Below are 23198 nucleotides of genomic sequence, written 5' to 3' on the forward strand. Positions count from 1 at the left end.
GTGCTCATTTCCAACTGGCTAAGTGCTCTCATTTCCCGTATACAACGACGTCCCCGCTACAATTCTCGTGCTCGCCGCGCGATCCGCAAACGTTGGGAAGCCGTTCAACAAAACCGTCTGACAACCGTCGATGCCCTCGAAGAGCGAACGATGCTGACGACCACGCTCTACCTGGACTTCGGTCAGGGTTTCATAAACGGTGAGTTGAATACGACCGTCTATGAACTGGCTACAATAGATGGAGTGGGAAATGGCTATGGAACAGGAACTTATCTGGGGGGGGAAGGGCCAGATGGAAAGGAACTGCAAAATAGTGATGTATTAACTCTTTCAAGCTTGGAGTATGATTTCGATGGTAATGGAACTTTTGATATCAATAGTGACCTGACCGCGTTAGCGAATTCAGTGAAGGCAATCATTGAATCGACACTGGAACCGTTCGATATTGATGTGCAAATTGCATCTTCCAGTAGCCTCACTGACGCTGCCAATAAGATGCAACTCAATGACTGGCCTGCCCAGTTAGGTCCCAATCCCACAGGAGAAAATGATGCCTATGTTTTCGTGACAGAAATGTGGTCAAGTAGATTTGGTGATGGGTCTCCAGGGAGTGTCGAATCTGTTGGTGAAACTATTGGTGCCAATGGCGCAGCTGCTGCCAGTGATTTGTACGAGAGCGTACTTGTTGATGGCGTAACCGTTTACGGACAAGGAAATCGGCGCGATGAAGCTGTGCTGGTTTTTGCTGATACCATATTTTCCTCAACCAATGGAACCCAGGGAACGACTGAGTTCGGCGAAAATCTCGCGCAACGGCTTGCGTATACAGCAACGCACGAAGCATTTCATACATTCAGCCTGTGGCATACCACAGGTCAACTTGCACATGGAGATGTGATTCTCACGGGAGTTGAAAATAATGACCGTGAAGATCCTTTTATGGTCACTCGCTTTGATCTTGACCGTGTTAATGATGTAAAGGTTACCAACTACAACAACTATGGATTGATTGCAAGCGACACTGATATCGGCCTTCGCGATAGTAATAATAATGGTATTCCTGACATTGCCTATGTGACAGGAACTGGAGCTCATGACCGAATAACGATCACCAAAGGCACTGGATCGAATATCGATGTGCTTATTGAAGCCTATTCAGATACAGCCATGACATCGTCGTTAGCCATGCCCGAGACGTATTCAATTAATTTAGACACAGAGTCTGATGGTACATTGCTTATCGATTTGGGAATTGGCGACGATGAAATCGTTATCGACAGCACCATTGATGCTCTGATCCGAGTACGAGGGGGTGGAGGCGATGACACTCTTAAATTCTCGGGAACTCCAGATCAAATCTTACATACGGTAGGTGCAGATTTTTCCGTTGCGTCTGAACTCACTACCAATGGTACGACCGTGACGTTTCAGTCTGAAGATATTGAATTTATTGATGATCGTAGTCAGCAGCAAAATGGAGCCACTTCATCAGTAACTATCTTGACCGGAAGTGATGATGATGACTTAAAAATCTACACTCGCACGATTGACGGCTCAGAAGTTTACAGGATCCAATCTGATCGAAAAACTGTTGGGTTCAGTCACAGTACGCTTTCAATAGATGCAGGAGCAGGGACTGATTCAATAACCGTTTATGATGATCTTGTGTTGCAAGGCCTTCAGTTAGATGCCGAGTTCATTAACCTGAATACAGGACTGATCGAAACGGTAGAAGATCAGATTTATGATGGTAGCGTTAAGCTTGATAAGGACACGACGCTAAATGGTAAAAATGTCATCTTTAATGGCACGCTTGATCAAAGGAATTTGAGTGATGAGAATAATTACTTTCTGTATGAAACTGACTATCACTGGGATGATATTTCAGGAAGTGGTACAGGATTAAATCTAATTCTGGATACAAATAATAAAGCGGAATCAGGATTACTTAATCTCGGTTTTGACTTTCAATTTTTTGAGAATCTCTATTCCGGAATTTATGTCAATGCACACGGGTTTGTTACTTTCACGGGGAACCAGAATCCTGGTGTTAATCCCACTGGGATTCCTGAAACTGCTATTCCCAATAACTTGATTGCTGGCTGGTGGAGTATCCTATCACCAGGCGATGGGAGTGTACCAAATCCAGGTCAAATCTATTATGAATTGCAGGGAACTCCTGGGGATCGTGTGTTTGTGATTCAGTACGACGAAGTTCAGCATCTGCTATACACACAAAACGGTACAGAATGGGATAACCCTGCTCCAGTGTCCTTTCAGATTAGACTGTATGAGTCTGGGAGTGAAATTGAAGTACATTACAAAGACGCTCCTTTGAACCTGAATACGGCTGAAAATGCCCTCTGGCCTCATTTTACAGGAATCGAAAATGCGTCAGGTACAATCAGTGAAGTCTTGCCATCCTCTGTTACATTGAATGGTATCACTGAACGATCTTTTCGCTACAGTGCTCTGTCACCAACGACTGATATTGTGGATTTAACTATCAATACCACTGAAAGTGGAACGACAACCTTCAACGGAGTTGTCGGCGGTACGAATGCGCTCGGAAATATCACCACCAACAGTGATGGCACGACAGAAATCAATGCCGACATCAATCTCAGCACGGGGCATACTCTAGACCTCAATGACGCCGTTGTTTTCAATAGCGATGTCACACTGACCGCTCCTCAAATTAATGTGCACAGTACGTTGGAAGGCGTTTCACATCTGACGCTGGCCCCGACTTCGAACCTGACGTTGGTCTCAGGATCGACGTTCCGCGTAGCGCTTAACGGAACCACAGCTGTCACTGAATACGATCAATTGATATTAGCAGACACCATCGATCTGACAGGCGTCAATTTAGATGTGGTTCTCGATTCGTATACGCCCGATGATAATACGTCCTACACGATCATCAAAAATGATTCAGCCAATCCGATCCAAGGGACATTTAATGGGCTACCGGAAGGAGCGGACGTCGTCTTCGGTAGCACCACGTTCAGAATCAGCTATTTGGGTGGAGATGGAAACGACGTTGTATTAACGGCTAACAATTCCAATCCTTTTGTGACCTCGATTACCGCATCAGGTACAACAACCACGAATTCGGAGACTGTCCAATTCAGAGTTTATTTTTCCGAAGCAGTATCAGGATTAGATGCATCAGACTTCGCGGTTAACACAACAGGAACCCTAACCGGAGTTTCCATTGACAGTATCAGTCAAATTAATGATTCCTATTATCGGGTTTATGTGAGCACTGGCCAAGATACCGGAAACGAATCTGGCTCCCTGAAGCTTGACCTAATTGATGATGATACCATCATTGATGTTTTTGGAAACTCGCTGGGAGGAACAGGCACGACTAATGGAAACTTCACATCTGGTGAAGTATTCACAATTGACTTCATTCACCCAACCGCCCCTGTGATCACCGGAATGAGCGATGATTCTGGTATTAACGATAGCGATCAGATTACAAATGATGGTTTTCCAACCTTTGTCGGTACGGCAGAAGTTGGGAGTATTGTTACTCTTAAACGTGACAGTCTCGTTATTGCAACTGCCGTCACCGATGCACAAGGAGACTGGTCTGCTGAATCCACCGTCTTCTTCCAACACAAAACCCACACTGTGACAGCGACGGCTACAGATGCGGCAGGGAACAAGAGTAATACCTCGGTAGATTTTATATTGACCGTTGATCATGTTACAGATGCTCCTGTCTTTAACGGACTATCTGCTGGTGATTCCGGAACTAACACTGATGATGAGATCACCAACGAAGAAACCTTTACACTTTCAGGCACCGCTGAAGCCAATGGTGAAGTCATCGTTTACCTCAATGGCAGCAACGAGTCTATTGGAACAGCGACTGTCGATTCCTCTGGCAACTGGAATCTGCAATACGAAGCAATTGATGGGGATGGAGATTACATCTTTACAGCAAACACCAAGGATGTCGCAGGGAATTTGAGCGTCGACTCAGCTGAATTTACTGTCACGCTTGATAATGTCTCTGATGCCCCTGTCATGATTGGGGTTATTGATGACACCGGGATTAATGGTACCAATAATGTTACCAGAGACCAAGAGTTGACTTTATATGGAACGACTGAAGCAAACAGTATTGTTACGGTTTATCGAACAGACTTAGGTTCAGACCAGGAATTGGGTACAACTACAGCCGATGATACAGGCAAATGGACATATGAATACAACACATCGTTAGCAGCTGGAACGACAGCAAACCCAGAGACTTATACATTTAAAGCGACAGCAAGTGATATTGCGGGCAATGCTGCATCAGGATTTAGCAATATACTCTCAGTCGATATCGTGAATGATTCTGAAGAGGGTGCCGAAGTCCGTGTCGATCTGCGTGTTGTTACAAGTAAAACAAATACTGATTCAACAACTGGAGAACTTGGAGTACCGATAGATTTTCCTGAAAACACACAATTCCTGGATGAATGGGGAAGCTATTGGGTCGAAATCTGGTTGAGCACACCTTATGCCTTTGATCCAGGAACTCCTGGTATTCAATCAGCTGATATTGATCTAGTCTATAATACGAATTTTACATCTGCCATTGAAATAGAATATGGCGCTGCATTTACCGCTAGTCAAACGACTCCAACAATTGATGACATTGGCGATGGTACAATCGGAACAGTGACAAATATCAGCGCATCAACTGCCTTAACCGGGATTGGAGTAGCAAAGCATCTCCTATTTGCTCGCGTAAAATTTGAAGCTACTGCTAACGATCAGGTTGCATTAGAAGTTGAACGTACTGTCGATATTCCCAATGGAACGGTGACTCGTAGCCTTGTCATGGCGGATCCAGGTTTTAATGCAAGCATAACTGAAATCGTCAATGATTCAAATACGGTTCTAAATTCTACTAACAGTGGGGCAAAAATAGGGGACTTACCAGAAACCCAAATATTACCCAATATATATGATTATGATGACGATGATAGTGTCAATTTCAGAGACCTCACACTCTTCGCTTCACAATATCAATTTGAACCAACAGATTATACCAATTCAACTGAAAGCGAATTTGAAAAATCTGACAACACTTGGCTTTTTGATACTGATAAGTCTGGGCAAGTTAATTTCAGAGATTTAACACTTTTCGCATCGAACTATCAACGGTCAAAATCTGGTACAGACACTATATATTACCCTACTAGATTCTTTACTGAAGAGCTTTATACTTCAGAGTCAGAGCTTCTATTCAGAGCGTCATCAGTCATGATTACTAATTTAGTTGCTGATGAGGACGCCAACACACTTACAATTGAAGTCACAAATACGGACCAACTGGGAACAGGCTTTAGTGTTGATGTTGAAACAACTGACTTAGTACTCGGAGCAGACGCTCCCATTCAATTAGATGAAGCTGATGTTGCTACTGCTGGAACTGATTTTAGTTCCAATATCAATACATTGAATTTTTCAGGAACTGCTGGGGAAAAGCAATACATTACTGTTCCTTTAATTGATGATAACGTCGTCGAATTCGATGAAAAAATCTATGTTAATCTCAATAATCTACAATACACTGGAGACGGGGTTATTGAGTATGAAAACACCATAGCATTCATTCAAGATAATGACTTCTCAAATATCAGTATCTCCGATGAAACACAGTCTGAGGGGGGAGTCTTCTCCTTTGAAGTGACACTCGATAACCCAGCTTCTGAAAACGTCTCTGTCTGGGCGAGCCTCGAAATGGGAACAACAGATGTTTCCGATTTTGTGGACTCCACCGCTAAAGAAATTGTGTTCTTACCAGGAGAAACCTCGAAAACAGTTACCTTCACACTAATTGATGATACCATTCTTGAAGGGGCGGAATCATTTAACGTCAAACTGACGGATCCCAAATTTGCTGGTGAAACGGATCTTACGCGCGTAGACATTGTAGATGCCATAGGTGCCGGAACGATCAATGACAATGATAGTGCGTCTCTCTCAATAGACGATCTGCAGATCAACGAAAATCAAGGAACAGCCACCTTTACTGTGACACTCGACAATGATGTCGACACTTCATTCACCGTTGATTTCGCGACAGCTGATAACCACAGTGTGGCTGGTACGGACTACCTTGCCAAGAGTGGCACACTCAACTTCGCAGGGATTGCTGGTGAAACCCAGTCCGTCACCATCACAATCAGCGACGATTCCACGGCAGAGTTAGACGAATCATTCTTTGTGAACCTCAGTAACGTTCAGGCTTCGGGCCGTAATGTCACTCTTGCGGATAGTCAGGGGGTGGGTACGATTCTCGGCAATGACACGGGAACTGCAGGCGATGATAATTACTTACTCAGAATGAACGCCGATGGCGTGACACTGGAACTGCTGAATAATCTTACACTTGTTGATTCCAGGTTGTTATCAGATCTTACTTCAATCAACATTGATGGAGGAGACGGTGATGACACACTGACTCTTGACCTCAGCAATGGCCTCCCTTTCCCTGTTGGAACAATCAACTTCAATGGTGGAGCGAATGTAATCTCCGGTGATTCATTAAGTATCATTCAGGGAAGCTATGCCGGCACGTTTGGAAACATCACGCACACATTTACCAGTAACAGTGATGGCAGCATTAATATCGATGGACAGATTATCAATTACACAGGGTTAGAGCCAATTACCGATGATCTGATTGCCGCCAATCGTGTATTCGATTTCGCCGGCGCCGATGAAACCATTACACTCTCTGATGATGCAACCACCAATGATGGTATCTTGCTCATCGATTCGACTCTGGGAGAATCTGTGAGTTTTGCCACCGCCACTAGCTCTCTCACAATCTTAACCGGCAATGGTTCTGGTGCTGATGTGGTCAATGTAGAAGGTTTGGACGGTCTGAACGCATCAGATCTCACTATCACCGGTGATACAGACGATGACGTCAACTTCCAGACGAACAGTACGGTCATGGGAGTGAATGATCTGAATGTTACCGCGCAGACGATTACGGTGGATAGTAGTGTTACATCGACATCCGGCGCAATCTCTCTGACAGCCAGTCGTAATCTCGTGCTCAGTGATGGCAGCAGTTTGTCAACCGTTGATGGTGGAATCACCTTGCTGGCGAATAACGGAGGAACGACAGCGGGCGACTTTATCGGAATCGTTGCCAATAACGCGACCATTCAATCAACGGGGAACGGAAATGTCTCGTTAACTTCGAACAGCGGTAGTGGTGCTGGGATTTATTTACATGGCGGCACTTCTGTCACTTCAACTGCGACAGGAGCTTCAGCAGGCACCATTTCACTGAATGGAACGGGCGGGAGCGCAGCCAGTTATCAGCATGGAATACTCTTAATTGATGCTTCAATCAGCAGCGTCGATGGTGCCATTTCTCTAACTGGCCAGGGGGGCGGTGATGGCACAGCAATTAATAATAATGGCCTTTATTTGCACGACTCCAGTATCAGTTCGACCGGTACCGGCGTCAATGCTGCTTCGATTACTCTGAATGGAACGGCGGGTAACGGAATCAGTATCAACCGTGGTATTCGGACCGCTCAGTTTTCCCTAACGAGCGTCGATGGTGATATCGCAATCACCGGCCAGGGCGCCGGTGATGTAACCGGGAACAGTAATGAAGGGATAGTGTTCGGAGCACCAAACACTATTACTTCAACGGGTACTGCTGCCATTAGTATTCATGGTTCGGCAGGCGCTGGATTGACCTACAATCAAGGTATCTCTGTGAGTTCTCTAAATGACATCAGTAGTGTTAACGCTGATATCACGATGATTTCGGATGGACATCTCTTGTTTAGCACCAATAGCAATATGACAGCCACCTCAGGAAATCTTCAAGTCACCGCTAATTACCTGAGTGCCAGCAATACCGGTAACATGACAATTAATGGTAACGCTATATTTAGTACGGGCAGTGGTGACATCGATCTGGATGCGTCTGGTGATATTTCGTTAACGAGTCTGGTGGCAACAGGAACAGTAACTGTTGATTCCACTTCCGGTTCGATTCTGGACAATGGTGATGTCAGGACTGACATTCATGCCACCACAGCAATTCTGAATGCCTTGAACTCAGTGGGGACCAGCGGTAATCCACTGGAGACAAGTGTTGCTAATCTCTCTGGAACAGGAACCAACGGTGGGTTTCACGTTAATAATTCGATTTATAAACAGATCATCGATGATGGTGATGCCGGTTTTAGTATCTCCGGTTCCGACTGGGTCCATTTTGTTTGGGATCAATACTATCAAAACGACGCTTATTACATTCTGAGTGGTGGAAGTGCTGCCAACGGTTCCAATACAGCCAGTTGGGCCTTTTCAGGTTTGAATGCCGGCAGGTATAGACTGACAACAACCTGGAATCCTGGTGTCGACCGTGCTGATAATGTTCCCTATTCTGTCTCAGGAATTGTCGGGGGAACAGTCAACAGTACCTTTGACATGAACACGCTGACTCCTGATGTGACTGATGACGGAGTAAACTGGGAAAGCTTAGGATATTTTGATGTGGCGCAAGATGGTACGTTAACTGTTTCAATTAGTGACAATCTGGTTAATGGAACGATCTACGCACAGGCGATGCGGCTTGAGCAGGTGCATAGCACTCTGTCCGTTTCTGATGTCAGCGTCAATGAAGATGCCGGAACTGCCACATTCACAGTGACATCAAGTATGGCGACAGGCGCGGCGTTTTCCGTCGACTACGCAACGGCAAATGGCACAGCAATCGCAGGCTCCGATTATAACGCCACCAGCGGCACCTTGAATTTCACAGGCACTGCCGGAGAGACACAAACGATTACGGTGAATCTCAACAACGACAATACTGTTGAACTTGATGAGAACTTTTTTGTGAATTTGTCAAACGTTCAAAGTCCAGGTCTCTTGAATATCGTGCTGGAAGACTCTCAAGCCTCAGGTACTATTACCAACGATGATACCACCATCATGTCGCTTACCAATGTGAGTGTGGCTGAGTGGGAAGGAGACAGTGGAACAACAACATTCCACTATGTAGTCAATATTTCCAATCCACTGGACGTCGATTTTCATTTGTGGGGTCGCGCATTAGACGACACAGCAACGGAAGCTGATGGTGATTTTACTGATCCACATATTGGCTATTGGGGAACCATTGCAGCGGGAGCTACATCTGCTGCATTTCAGTATTCCACCAATGGTGATACAAAAATTGAAGACCATGAATTCTTCAAATTTGCCTTTCCCAGAAATGCCATCTACAGTGATATTGGTACCGCAACTCCACTTGCAGATGGTTATTTAAATAACATCAATTTTGCAGGTGACGATCAGTCAACGCTTTGGGCGACTGGCGTCATTCTAAATGATGATTTTGTCAAAATCATCGACGATGGTGACGCCGGCTTTAGTATCTCGGGGTCTGATTGGGTACACTTTGTCTGGAATCAATATTATCAAAACGATGCCTATTACATTTTGGGCGGAGGAAGTGCTGCTGATGGATCGAACACTGCCAGCTGGGCTTTTTCTGATCTGGCCGCTGGAGTCTATCGTCTTTCCACACATTGGAATCAAGGAACTGGTCGTGCGGATAATGTCCCGTTTTCCGTGTCGGGTATTGTCGGAGGTACTGCCAATGGTACCTTTGACATGAATACATTAAACGCCGATGTGACTGATGATGGCGTGAACTGGGAAGATCTGGGATATTTCGAAGTCGCTCAAAATGGTACGTTGACTGTTTCGATCAGCGATAATCTGGTCAATGGAACAATTTATGCTCAAGCAATGCGTATCGAAAAGGCGAGTGCGCTTTCGATCTCTGATGTTACGATCGATGAAACAGCAGGCACCGCCACATTGAGTGTCACATCCAGTCGAGCCGTGGGGAGTGCATTTTCTGTTGACTTTGCGACCGCCGATGGAACAGCAGTCGCCGGCACTGACTACACAGCCACCAGTGGCACTTTGAACTTCACCGGCACTTTGGAAGGCGAAACAAAGACGATCACGGTTAACTTAACAAATGACTTGATTGTCGAATCAGATGAAACACTGTTGATCAACCTGAGTAACCTAGTTACAGGAGGTCAAGCAGTCACACTGGCCCAAACACAGGCGACAGTCACCATCACAGATAATGACAGCGCTAACCTTTCGATCGCTGATGTTACCGTTAACGAAAGTACTGGAACGGCCACATTTGTCGTAACTCTGGATCAGGCAGTCCAGGGAGGAGTGGCTGTCGACTGGTCGACCGCTGATGGCACTGCCGTTGCCGGAACGGACTATACCGCTGGCTCAGGAACACTGAACTTTACAGGAACTGCTAACGAAACACAGACAATTACTGTCACTTTGAATAATGAGGCAATGGTAGAATTCGACGAAACTCTGCAGGTCAATCTGAGTAATCTGGTTGCCAGCGGCAATGTGACTCTCACAGAGTCCCAAGCAACCGCAACGGTTACAGACGATGATGGCATCACGATAAATGGTACTGCGGGAGTCGATGATTTTCTATTACAATTGAATGCGGATGGTGTCACGTTGGAAGTCTGGAACGATGTGACTTTGGTCTATTCAGATCTGCTGACTAATATTACGGGGATTAATCTTCTCGGAGACGCAGGTGCTGACACCTTCACGATTGATTTGAACAACGGTTTGCCATTTCCAACAACGATCAACTTTGATGGAGGGGCAGACGGAGGTGCTCTGGTTCTCAATCCAGGCAGCTACGCAGGCACGATTACCAACATAACACATACGCTGAACAGTAACTCTGACGGCAGCGTGACCATTGATGGTCAGACCATCAATTATATTTCTACAGAAACACTGAGCGACAATTTGGATGTTACCAGTCGTGTGTTTGATTTTATAGGTGCGGCTGAAACAGTCACGTTATCTGATTCCGGAACCGGCAGCGACGGGCTATCCATCATCGATTCGACATTGGGTGCCGCTGTCACATTCGTATCGACTGCATCTGTTGTGACTGTATCGACCAGCTCAGGCAGTGGGGCGGATACAATCAACGTCCAAGGGTTGGACAGTTTGAATGCAGGTAATTTAGCTGTCACCGGAGATGCCGATGACAACGTGACCTTCCAGACAAGTAACATGGTAATGGACGCCAACGACCTGACGGTCACCGCGCAGACCATTATCATCGATAGCGGCATTTCTTCCACAACGGGTGCAATCTCGCTGACTGCCAGCCGGAACATCTTGCTTAACAGTGGCAGCAGTCTGACGACTGTTGATGGCGGTATTACCTTACTGGCCAACAATGGAGGTTTAACCGCGGGTGACTTCATAGGTATTGAGGCCAACAATTCCTTGATTCAAACGACTGGAACAGGAAATATTTCTTTGACTGGATTGAGTCGAGATGATTCAGGAGCAGGCTTTCAATATGGTGTGTCTCTACACTCAAATACATTAGTGAGCTCCACGTCAACGGGAATGATTACCGTTGATGGTACGGGTGGTAACGGAACGTTATACAACTATGGTATTAATGTTTCCAGTGCCGAGATCAGCAGTGTGAACGGTAACATTTCACTCACAGGTCAAGGGGGAGATGGAACAGGAATCTCGAATCTGGGAATTATGATAGACAGTGGCAGTTTGATCTCGTCTACTGGCACAGGCATCAATGCGGCAACGATCACATTGAATGGTACAGCTGGAGTAAGCTCTAATTGGGGCCATGGTGTCAAAATAGACAACAGCACTACGAAAGTCACCAGTGTTGATGGTAATATATTGATTATCGGCCAAGGGAGCAATAACTTAGGCGTCAGTGAGAATATTGGGGTCGCCCTGAATGAGGGTGAGGTTTCTTCAACAGGAACAGGTGCTGATGCCGCAACCATTACGATTAACGGAACAGGAGGAGCAGGAACGTCAAACAGTTATGGAACGTTTCTCTCTTTTGGAGCACTCGTAACAAGCATTGCTGGTGACATCGCCTTGACGGGTCAAGGAGGAGACGGAACCGGTGCGAGTAATATGGGCGTATTTGTTGACAGTGGTAGCTTGATCTCGTCTACCGGTACCGGAACCAATGCTGCCCGCATTACGTTAGATGGAAGCGGAGGTACGAGCACGAATTGGGGCTATGGAGTTTATATCAATGGGTCCACAACCAAAGTGACCAGTATTGATGGTGATATTTCCATTACAGGACGCGGACGTCGTAATGAGTCTGGAGAAGGATATGTGGGAGTCGTGTTGAATGGCTCTGAGGTAGTATCAACAGGCCTAGGAGTCGATGCGGCGACGATCACGATTGATGGGACAGGTGGTACCGGGACGGTCAACAATCATGGAGTTTTTCTTGCGAATACAGCATCAGTAACAAGTACGGATGGTGCCATATTACTGACCGGCGAAGGGGGAAATGGAACCGTCACAGGAAACTATGGAGTAGTCATCAGCAATAATAGTTTGGTAACTTCTCTGGGCACAGGTATCAATGCCGCGACGATTGCCATTGATGGAACGGGAGGTAGTGGAACGTCAAACAATTATGGAATTAACCTCAATAATTCATCTGTTACAAGTGCAGATGGCAACATTTCGTTGACAGGCCAAGGGGGATCTGGAACTGAAATCTCTAATATTGGCGTCTTCATAGATAATAGTGGGCTCGTTTCGTCTACAGGAACAGGCCCTGATGCCGCAACAATTACCATAAATGGAACAGCGGGAACTGGAACCAATGACAACCATGGTGTGTTGTTAAATAGTATCTCCATTACCAGTGTCGAAGGGGATATTTCACTTACTGGACAAGGAGGCGGCAGTGGCACAGGTACCAATAACACTGGCATTTACATGGTTGGTCCCAATATCAGTTCGACGGGTATCGGAGCTAATGCGGCTTCAATCACTTTGAATGGAACAGGTGGTAATGGTACCGCAAACAGCTTTGGAATGTATCTGAACGGTGTTACTCTTAATAGCATTGACGGTGACATTTCACTGACTGGGCAAGGGGGAGATGGAACAGGCATTAATAACGTCGGTGTCTACATGGATTTCGGAAGTATTTCTTCCACAGGCACGGGAACCGATGCAGCTACAATTACAATTGACGGGACAGGAGGAGCCGGTACTAATTTCAATCGCGGGTTCCTCATTTACCAAGGTGACATTACGAGTGTCGATGGAGATATCTCAATTACAGGAGTAGGCTCCGGTGGAAATACGTCTGACGAAAACTCGAATCATGGTGTCAATTTGCATGAAGCCAATGTGACTTCCACAGGTACCGGAGTCAATGCGGCAAAAATCACAATTGATGGAACAGGTGGAACTGGGCAGAACTCGAATGTGAGTACCTACCTCTATTACTCGGACATCACCAGTGCCGCTGGGGATATTGCCATTTCAGGAAGTGGAGCCACCAGTACAGGATCCCATAATTATGGCGTGATCTTACAAGGTGGGTCTGTTTCATCGACTGCTGTCGGAACGGATGCTGCCACGATCACCATTGATGGAACAGGTGGGACAGGGACCGATTATAACCATGGTGTTTTCATAGCAGCTGGTAGTGTTACAAGCGTTGATGGTGCAGTTGCAATTACCGGTACTGGAGGAGGAAATGGTAGTAACAATTGGGGAATCCATACTTCCAACGGAGCAATAACTTCGACAGGAACGGGAACGAATGCGGCAACAATTACGATTGATGGGACAGGAGGCACCGGTACCGGAGAAAGGAATTACGGAACACACCTTTGGGCCAGTGGTCTTGAATACGACTTGGTAACTAGTGTTGATGGAAACATTGTTATCAACGGTCAAGGAGGAAGTGGAGCCGGCGGAGTCCAATACGGATTGTTAACAAGTAATGGAACAATTTCCTCGACAGGCACTGGTCCGGAAGCAGCTACTATCACTATCAACGTGAATGGTGGAACAGGTGGCTCTTCGAATCATGGTACTTTCCTTTCGATTACAGAGGTCAATAGTCACTCTGGTGACATTTCTATCATTTCAGAAGATGATGCACTTTTGGGTGGTAACGCATCAATCAATTCAACATCAGGTGATGTGATTGTGACGGCCGACAATGCGGTCGGAAATAACGGTGGATTCATCATTATATTCGATGGGTCTTTAATTGATGCCGGTAGCGGAAACATTGATCTGGATGCTGATATCGAAATTTATCTGGGTGGGTTACAAACAACAGGACATGTCACCATTGATTCCACTTCAGGGTCGATTCTAGATCATGGTGACACTCACGTTGACATCATCGCAGGTACGGCAAATATCAATGCCGCGGGTTCAATTGGAACGGGCGCCAACCCACTGGAAACACAAATCGGTTCCTACGTAGCCTCTTCGGGTACAAACAATGGTAATATCAATAACCGCGAACTATTTTCCATCAACGATGTCACTGCCAACGAAGATGGTTCGTTTGTATTTACGGTCAGCTTAAGTCGCGCCACCGATCAAAATGTGACGGTTCTGGCCAGTACTTCAACGGGCTCAGCAGGTGCTGGCGACTTTACAGCCATTAGTAATCAACTGGTGACCATTGCCGCGGGGCAAACATCGGCTACTGTCACCGTGAATGTGACCAATGATAGTACGATTGAAGGTACGGAAACCTTCAACATTGTGCTCTCTGATCCCAAATTTAATGGAGCCACCAATTTGTCCCGAGTCGATATCGCCGATGGGACGGGGGTCGGCACGATCATTGATAATGATTTTGTGAAGATCATCGATAACGGAGATGCAGGATTTAGCCAGACCGGTTCCTGGTTTACCTATGGTGGGAACCCAACCTTTTACCAGAATGATTATTCCTATGTGAACGGCTTTGGAAACGGATCCAACACATCTTCCTGGGCATTTACCAATCTTCCCGCGGGAACTTATCGTCTTTCTGGAAACTGGGTTCCTCATTCAATTCGCGCAACCAATATTCCGGTTACGATTTCGGGAGTCGTGGGTGGAGACGTATCAACAACCATCAACCAGGAAGTGCTTCAGCAGGATGTCTTTGATGATGGCGTCTATTGGCAGGATCTGGGATATTTTGAAGTTGCCAACGATGGTACAATTACCGTTACGATTTCCGATGATCAGACAAACGGTAACGTTCTGGCTGAAGCATATCGGATTGAAAAAGCGAGTGAGTTGTCGGTTTCCAATGTGACCGTCGATGAAGCTGCAGGAACTGCGACGTTTAGTGTTACATCCAGTCGTGCGGTTGGCAACGCCTTTTCCGTGGATTTTGCAACAGCCAATGGCACAGCGGTCGCTGGCACCGACTACACGGCCAACAGTGGCACTTTGAACTTCACCGGCACCGTGGCAGGCGAAACACAGACGATCACAGTAAATTTAACGAATGATGCGGCTGTCGAAGCGGATGAAACTTTGTTGATCAACCTGAGTAATCTGAACACAGGAGGTCAAGCAATCGTTTTGGCACAAACACAGGCGACAGCAACAATCAGCGACAACGATAGTGCCACACTCTCGATCGCAGACGTCACGGTCAACGAAAACGCGGGAACCGCTACGTTCACCGTTACTCTCGATCAAGCGGTTCAGGGAGGCCTGACGATCGACTGGTCGACCGCCGATGGCACAGCGGTCGCAGGGACTGATTATACCGCTGGCTCAGGAACGCTGAACTTTACAGGAAACGCTGGTGAGACACAGACCATTACTGTCACACTGTCTGATGATTCGATTGTCGAACTAGACAAAGACTTCTTTGTCAATTTGTCGAACCTGCAAGCCTCGGGACTGAATGTGACAATCGCAGACTCCCAAGCGTTGGGTACGATTTCCAATGATGACAGCGCCACCCTTTCGATTGCTGACCTTACCGTCAATGAAAATGCGGGGACCGCAACATTTACGGTGACCCTCGATCAAGCGGTTCAGGGAGGCCTCACGATCGACTGGGCAACCGCCGATGGCACAGCGGTCGCGGGGACTGATTATACGGCTGGCTCAGGAACGCTGAATTTCACAGGAAACGCTGGTGAGACACAGACCATCACTGTCACACTGTCTGATGATTCGATTGCCGAACTAGACAAAGACTTCTTTGTCAATTTGTCGAACCTGCAAGCCTCTGGTTTAGATGTAACACTCGCAGATTCACAAGCGTTGGGTACGATTTCCAACGATGACAGTGCCACCCTTTCGATTGCTGATCTTACCGTCAATGAAAATACGGGAACCGCAACATTTACGGTGACCCTCGATCAAGCCGTGCAAGGCGGTGTCGCCGTTAACTGGTCGACCGCCAATGGTACAGCGGTCGCGGGCACTGATTATACGGCTGGCTCCGGAATACTGAACTTTACAGGAAACGCTGGTGAAACGCAGACAATCACCGTCACGCTGATAGATGACAGCAATGTCGAACTCAGTGAGACATTTTTGATTAATTTGACAAATCTTGTAGCAGATGGCGATGTCACACTATCGCAGAACCAAGCAACAGCTATCATCACGAATGATGATAGCATTATTATCGATGAAGATGCTCTCGAACAAACAGTAAATTTAACCGGTATCGTAGCCAGCAGTAGTGGATTGCAAGTTCAGTCAGTCACAGCAACCAGTGACAATACTACTTTGATTCCCAACCCTGCAGTGACCTACACACCAGGCAACACGACAGGAACACTCAACTTTACGCCGCAAGCGAACCAACATGGATCAGCAGTTATTACTGTGACGGTCACTGACGAGCTGAGCATTCAATCAACACACACCTTTACTGTGGTTGTGAACCCGGTGAATGATGCTCCTGTGGTAAATGATCTCAATTTTACAATAGATGAAGACTTGCTTTCCTATTCAAATTCTTTGAGTGGTGATGATGTTGATTCAGACGATAACGCAAGCACTCTTACCTATCTAATCACACCTGCGGGTGCACCAGTTACTAATAATAATGATGGAACTTTTCAGGTATTGAATTTCCACCATAATTTAGCAGTGAATGAAGAACGCTACATTGTGTTTACTTATACTGCAACAGATTCGCATGGGGTCGTTAGTAATGTAGGAACTGTGACGATCACTGTCACAGGAGATAATGACGCTCCAACCCTCAATAATGAGAGTCTTAGCATCTCTGAAGACAGTGTTTCTACTACCACCAGCATTCTCGCTTCAGACAGTGATAGCGATGACGATGCAAACTCTCTTGTGTATACGATTACAAATCAACCAGCCAAAGGCACAGTTATCTCGAACGGAGATGGAACGTTTACATTCAGTCCTGGGACTGACTTTGAAGATTTAGCATCTGGAGAAACAAGTGTTGTTCACTTTAATTTTACTGCCGTAGATTCCCACGGTCTGAGTGGGATTGGTGTAGATCATATTGGTCCATTTCTTCCTGGTTCTGAACCAGATTACGGCACCGTGACGATCACGGTGACCGGTGCGAACGATGCTCCAGTGGCTGTCGATGATACCTTTACAGTCGATGAAGACAGTCTATTGAGTACGGGCAATGTGTTGCACGCCAATCCGACAACTCCCGACAGTGACATTGAAGGAAACACTTTGACGGTCTCAGAAGTCAATGGGGTTGCAGCCAATGTAGGAATGCAGATCACACTGACTTCGGGGGCCCTGCTGACGGTCAACGCCAACGGCACGTTCAGCTATGATCCTAACGGAGAGTTTGAGTCTCTAGCAGCCGGTCAAACCGCCACTGAGACTTTTACCTACACCATTGACGATGGGAACGGAGGCATCGATATTGCCACCGTGACCATCACGATCACCGGCGTCAACGATTTACCGACGTTGGATCCCATTTCGGTTCTTGATCCTATTGATGAAGATGCTGGGCAGCAGACCATCAACCTCACCGGCATTTTTGCAGGCGGCGGTGAAACCCAGACACTGACGGTGACTGCCAGCAGTGACAATACCGCCCTGATCGCGGATCCCGTCGTGGCCTACACCTCAGCAAATCCGACCGGCAGCCTGACGTACACCCCCATTGCCAATCAGAGTGGCTCGGCGTCTATTACAGTGACCGTTGACGACGGCCAGATGGGAATCATCACTCAGACCTTTACTGTTATTGTCAACTCCATTAACGATGCCCCCGTGGCTTCAGACGCCAACATCGCCGCCACAGAAGATGGAGTGGCTGTCACCACCGGCATCCTGGCCTCTGATGTCGATACCGACAACGATCCCAGCACATTGACTTACAACATCGTAATGCCCCCTGCGGAAGGGACCGCCAACGCCAATGGCGATGGCACCTTTACCTTCGATCCCGGCGCCGCCTTCCAGGATCTCGCCGCCGGAGAAACACGCCAGGTCACCTTCACCTATACCACCACCGATGCCCATGCGGCGGTCAGTAACACCGGAACCGTCACCGTCACTGTCACCGGAGTCAACGATGCGCCTGTGGCTTCAGACGCCAACATCGCCGCTACAGAAGATGGACTGGCTGTCACCACCGGCATCCTGGCCTCTGATGTCGATACCGACAACGATCCCAGCACATTGACTTACAACATCGTAATGCCTCCTGCGGAAGGGACCGCCAACTCCAATGGCGATGGCACCTTTACCTTCGATCCCGGCGCCGCCTTCCAGGATCTTGCCGCCGGAGAAACACGCCAGGTCACCTTCACTTATACCGCCACCGATGCCCATGCGGCGGTCAGTAACACCGGAACCGTCACTGTGACCGTTACCGGAGTCAATGACACTCCCACTGTAGGTTCCGTCCTCAGTTCCATGGTGAATGAGGATCAAGCAACATATAGTCTGGATCTGCTGGCCGGTGCCACTGACACGGACACCAGTGATATACTCAGCGTCAGTGATCTGCTCCTGACACTCGGCGATGACGCGGGTATCACCATCAATCCTAATACGTTGGACATTGATCCCACTGTTTACAACCACCTGGCGCCAGGACAATCGGAAATCATCACTTACACCTACAATGTCACAGACGGAAACGGTGGCACGGTGGCACAATCTGTTACGATTACGATCACCGGAGTCAACGATGCGCCTGTGGCTTTAGATGCCAACATCGCCGCCACGGAAGATGGACTGGCCGTCACCACCGGCATCCTGGCCTCTGATGTCGACACCGACAACGATCCCAGCACATTGACTTACAACATCGTAATGCCCCCTGCGGAAGGGACCGCCAACGCCAATGGCGATGGCACCTTTACCTTCGATCCCGGCGCCGCCTTCCAGGATCTCGCCGCCGGAGAAACACGCCAGGTCACCTTCACCTATACCGCCACCGATGCCCATGCGGCGGTCAGTAACACCGGAACCGTCACTGTGACCGTTACCGGAGTCAATGACACTCCCACTGTAGGTTCCGTCCTCAGTTCCACGGTGAATGAGGATCAAGCAACTTATAGTCTGGATCTGCTGGCCGGTGCCACTGACACGGACACCAGTGATACACTCAGCGTCAGTGATCTGCTCCTGACACTCGGCGATGACGCGGGGATTACCATCAATCCTAATACGTTGGACATTGATCCCACTGTTTACAACCACCTGGCGCCAGGACAATCGGAAATCATCACTTACACCTACAATGTCACAGACGGAAACGGTGGCACGGTGGCACAATCTGTTACGATTACGATCACCGGCGTCAACGATGCCCCCGTGGCAAATAATGCCAACATCGCCGCTACAGAAGATGGACTCGCCGTCACCACCGGCATCCTGGCCTCTGATGTCGACACCGACAACGATCCCAGCACATTGACTTACAACATCGTAATGCCCCCTGCGGAAGGGACCGCCAACGCCAATGGCGATGGCACCTTTACCTTCGATCCCGGCGCCGCCTTCCAGGATCTCGCCGCCGGGGAAACACGCCAGGTCACCTTCACTTATACCGCCACCGATGCCCATGCGGCTGTCAGTAACACCGGAACCGTCACTGTGACTGTCACCGGAGTCAATGATGCAACAACCGCCACCGCTGATGCCTTCACAACCAATGACAACGCAACCGTCAGTGGCAACCTCATTACAGCCGATAATGGCAATGGCGCTGACACGGACATCGATACCGCTGACACCTTAAGTATTACTCATATCAATGGGGTGCTGCTGACTCCGGGAGTCATTGTTCTCCCTTCATTGGCAGAACTCACGATTGCCGCCGATGGCACTTTCACTTATGACCCCTCAAACGGGTTTGCCGATATGCAAGTCGGTGATCCCAATCAGGCCGACTCATTCACTTATACCCTCAGTGATGGTCAGGGGGGAACCGACACAGCGACCGTCAGCTTTACAATCGTTGCCACCAACGATGCGCCTGTGGCTTTAGATGCCAACATCGCCGCCACAGAAGATGGACTGGCCGTCACTACCGGCATCCTGGCCTCTGATGTCGACACCGACAACGATGCCAGCACATTGACTTACAACATCGTAATGCCCCCTGCGGAAGGGACCGCCAACTCCAATGGTGATGGCACCTTTACCTTCGATCCCGGCGCCGCCTTCCAGGACCTCGCCGCCGGGGAAACACGCCAGGTCACCTTCACTTACACCGCCACCGATGCCCATGCGGCTGTCAGTAACACCGGAACCGTCACTATCACCGTCACCGGAGTCAATGATGCCCCGGCAGCAAACAATGATGCTTTTGCAACCGATGAAAACACATCTATTACTGCCCAAAATGTTTTCAATGCAAATCCAAATTCGGCTGATACAGACGTAGAGTCTCAGGCTTTTAATGTCACAGCAGTGAATGGAATCGCAGCTAATGTAAGTAGTTTAATTACGCTCGCCTCAGGTGCCTTATTAACTTTGAATCACGATGGCACATTTGTTTATGACCCTAATGGAAGCTTTGATTCTCTTTCTGCAGGAGTGTCTGCGAGCGACTTATTTAGTTATACAATTACTGATAATCAGGGTGGAACTGATACCGCGACAGTTTCAATTATTATCAATGGAATCAACGATGCTCCTATAGTCCTTAATGAGAGTATTGCTGTTGTGAGCGATGGCTCAACTATCAACACCAGTGTATTAGCAGATGATGTTGATAATGACGACGACCCTATTTCTCTTACATACACTATCATATCAGCACCATTAGAAGGTACAGCACTAGTAAACCACGATGGTAGTTTCAACTTTGATCCGGGAACGGATTTCCAGGACCTTCTTACAGGTGAAACACGGCAAGTGACTTTCACTTATACCGCCACTGATGTTCACAACGCCATCAGCAACACCGGAACGGTCACCGTCACCGTTACCGGCGTCAACGATGCCCCCGTGGCTTCAGACGCCAACATCGCCGCCACAGAAGATGGAGTGGCCGTCACTACCGGCATCCTGGCCTCTGATGTCGACACCGACAACGATCCCAGCACATTGACTTACAACATCGTAATGCCCCCTGCGGAAGGGACCGCCAACGCCAATGGCGATGGTACCTTTACTTTCGATCCCGGCGCCGCCTTCCAGGATCTCGCCGCCGGGGAAACACGCCAGGTCACCTTCACCTATACCGCCACCGATGCCCATGCGGCTGTCAGTAATACCGGAACCGTCACTATCACCGTCACCGGAGTCAATGATGCAACAACCGCCACAGCTGATGCCTTCACAACCAATGACAACGCAACCGTCAGTGACAACCTCATTACAGCCGATAATGGCAATGGCACTGACACGGACATCGATACCGCTGACACCTTAAGTATTACTCATATCAATGGGGTGCTGCTGACTCCGGGAGTCATTGTTCTCCCTTCATTGGCAGAACTCACGATTGCCGCCGATGGCACTTTCACTTATGACCCCTCAAACGGGTTTGCCGATATGCAAGTCGGTGATCCCAATCAGGCCGACTCATTCACTTATACCCTCAGTGATGGTCAGGGGGGAACCGACACGGCAACCGTCAGCTTTACAATCGTTGCCACCAACGATGCGCCTGTGGCTTTAGACGCCAACATCGCCGCCACGGAAGATGGACTCGCCGTCACCACCGGCATCCTGGCCTCTGATGTCGACACTGACAACGATGCCAGCACATTGACTTACAACATCGTAATGCCTCCTGCGGAAGGGACTGCCAACGCCAATGGCGATGGCACCTTTACCTTCGATCCCGGCGCCGCCTTCCAGGATCTCGCCGCCGGAGAAACACGCCAGGTCACTTTCACCTATACCGCCACCGATGCGCATGCGGCTGTCAGTAACACCGGAACCGTCACCGTGACTGTCACCGGAGTCAATGATGCAACAACCGCCACAGCTGATGCCTTCACAACCAATGACAACGCGACCGTCAGTGGCAACCTCATTACAGCCGATAATGGCAATGGCGCTGACACGGACATCGATACCGCTGACACTCTGACCATCACACATATCAATGGGGTGCTGCTGACTCCGGGAGTCATTGTTCTCCCTTCATTGGCAGAACTCACGATTGCCGCCGATGGCACTTTCACTTATGACCCCTCAAACGGGTTTGCGGATATGCAAGTCGGTGATCCTAATCAGGCCGACTCATTCACTTATACCCTCAGTGATGGTCAGGGGGGAACCGACACAGCGACCGTCAGCTTTACAATCGTTGCCACCAACGATGCGCCTGTGGCTTTAGATGCCAACATCGCCGCCACAGAAGATGGACTGGCCGTCACTACCGGCATCCTGGCCTCTGATGTCGACACCGACAACGATGCCAGCACATTGACTTACAACATCGTAATGCCCCCTGCGGAAGGGACCGCCAACTCCAATGGTGATGGCACCTTTACCTTCGATCCCGGCGCCGCCTTCCAGGACCTCGCCGCCGGGGAAACACGCCAGGTCACCTTCACTTACACCGCCACCGATGCCCATGCGGCTGTCAGTAACACCGGAACCGTCACTATCACCGTCACCGGAGTCAATGATGCAACAACCGCCACCGCTGATGCCTTCACAACCAATGACAACGCAACCGTCAGTGGCAACCTCATTACAGCCGATAATGGCAATGGCACTGACACGGACATCGATACCGCTGACACCTTAAGTATTACTCATATCAATGGGGTGCTGCTGACTCCGGGAGTCATTGTTCTCCCTTCATTGGCAGAACTCACGATTGCCGCCGATGGCACTTTCAC

At 48.3% G+C, this 23198-nt stretch carries 1 protein-coding gene; it reads left to right on the plus strand.

The features are described 5' to 3' along the window. Nucleotides 1-23198, plus strand: a 23198-nt coding sequence (locus V144x_RS15185) for a tandem-95 repeat protein (protein WP_197998444.1), incomplete at its 3' end; no start/stop codon positions are given.

Origin of the sequence: Gimesia aquarii, from assembly GCF_007748195.1 — a bacterium.
GTDB classification, from domain to species: domain Bacteria; phylum Planctomycetota; class Planctomycetia; order Planctomycetales; family Planctomycetaceae; genus Gimesia; species Gimesia aquarii.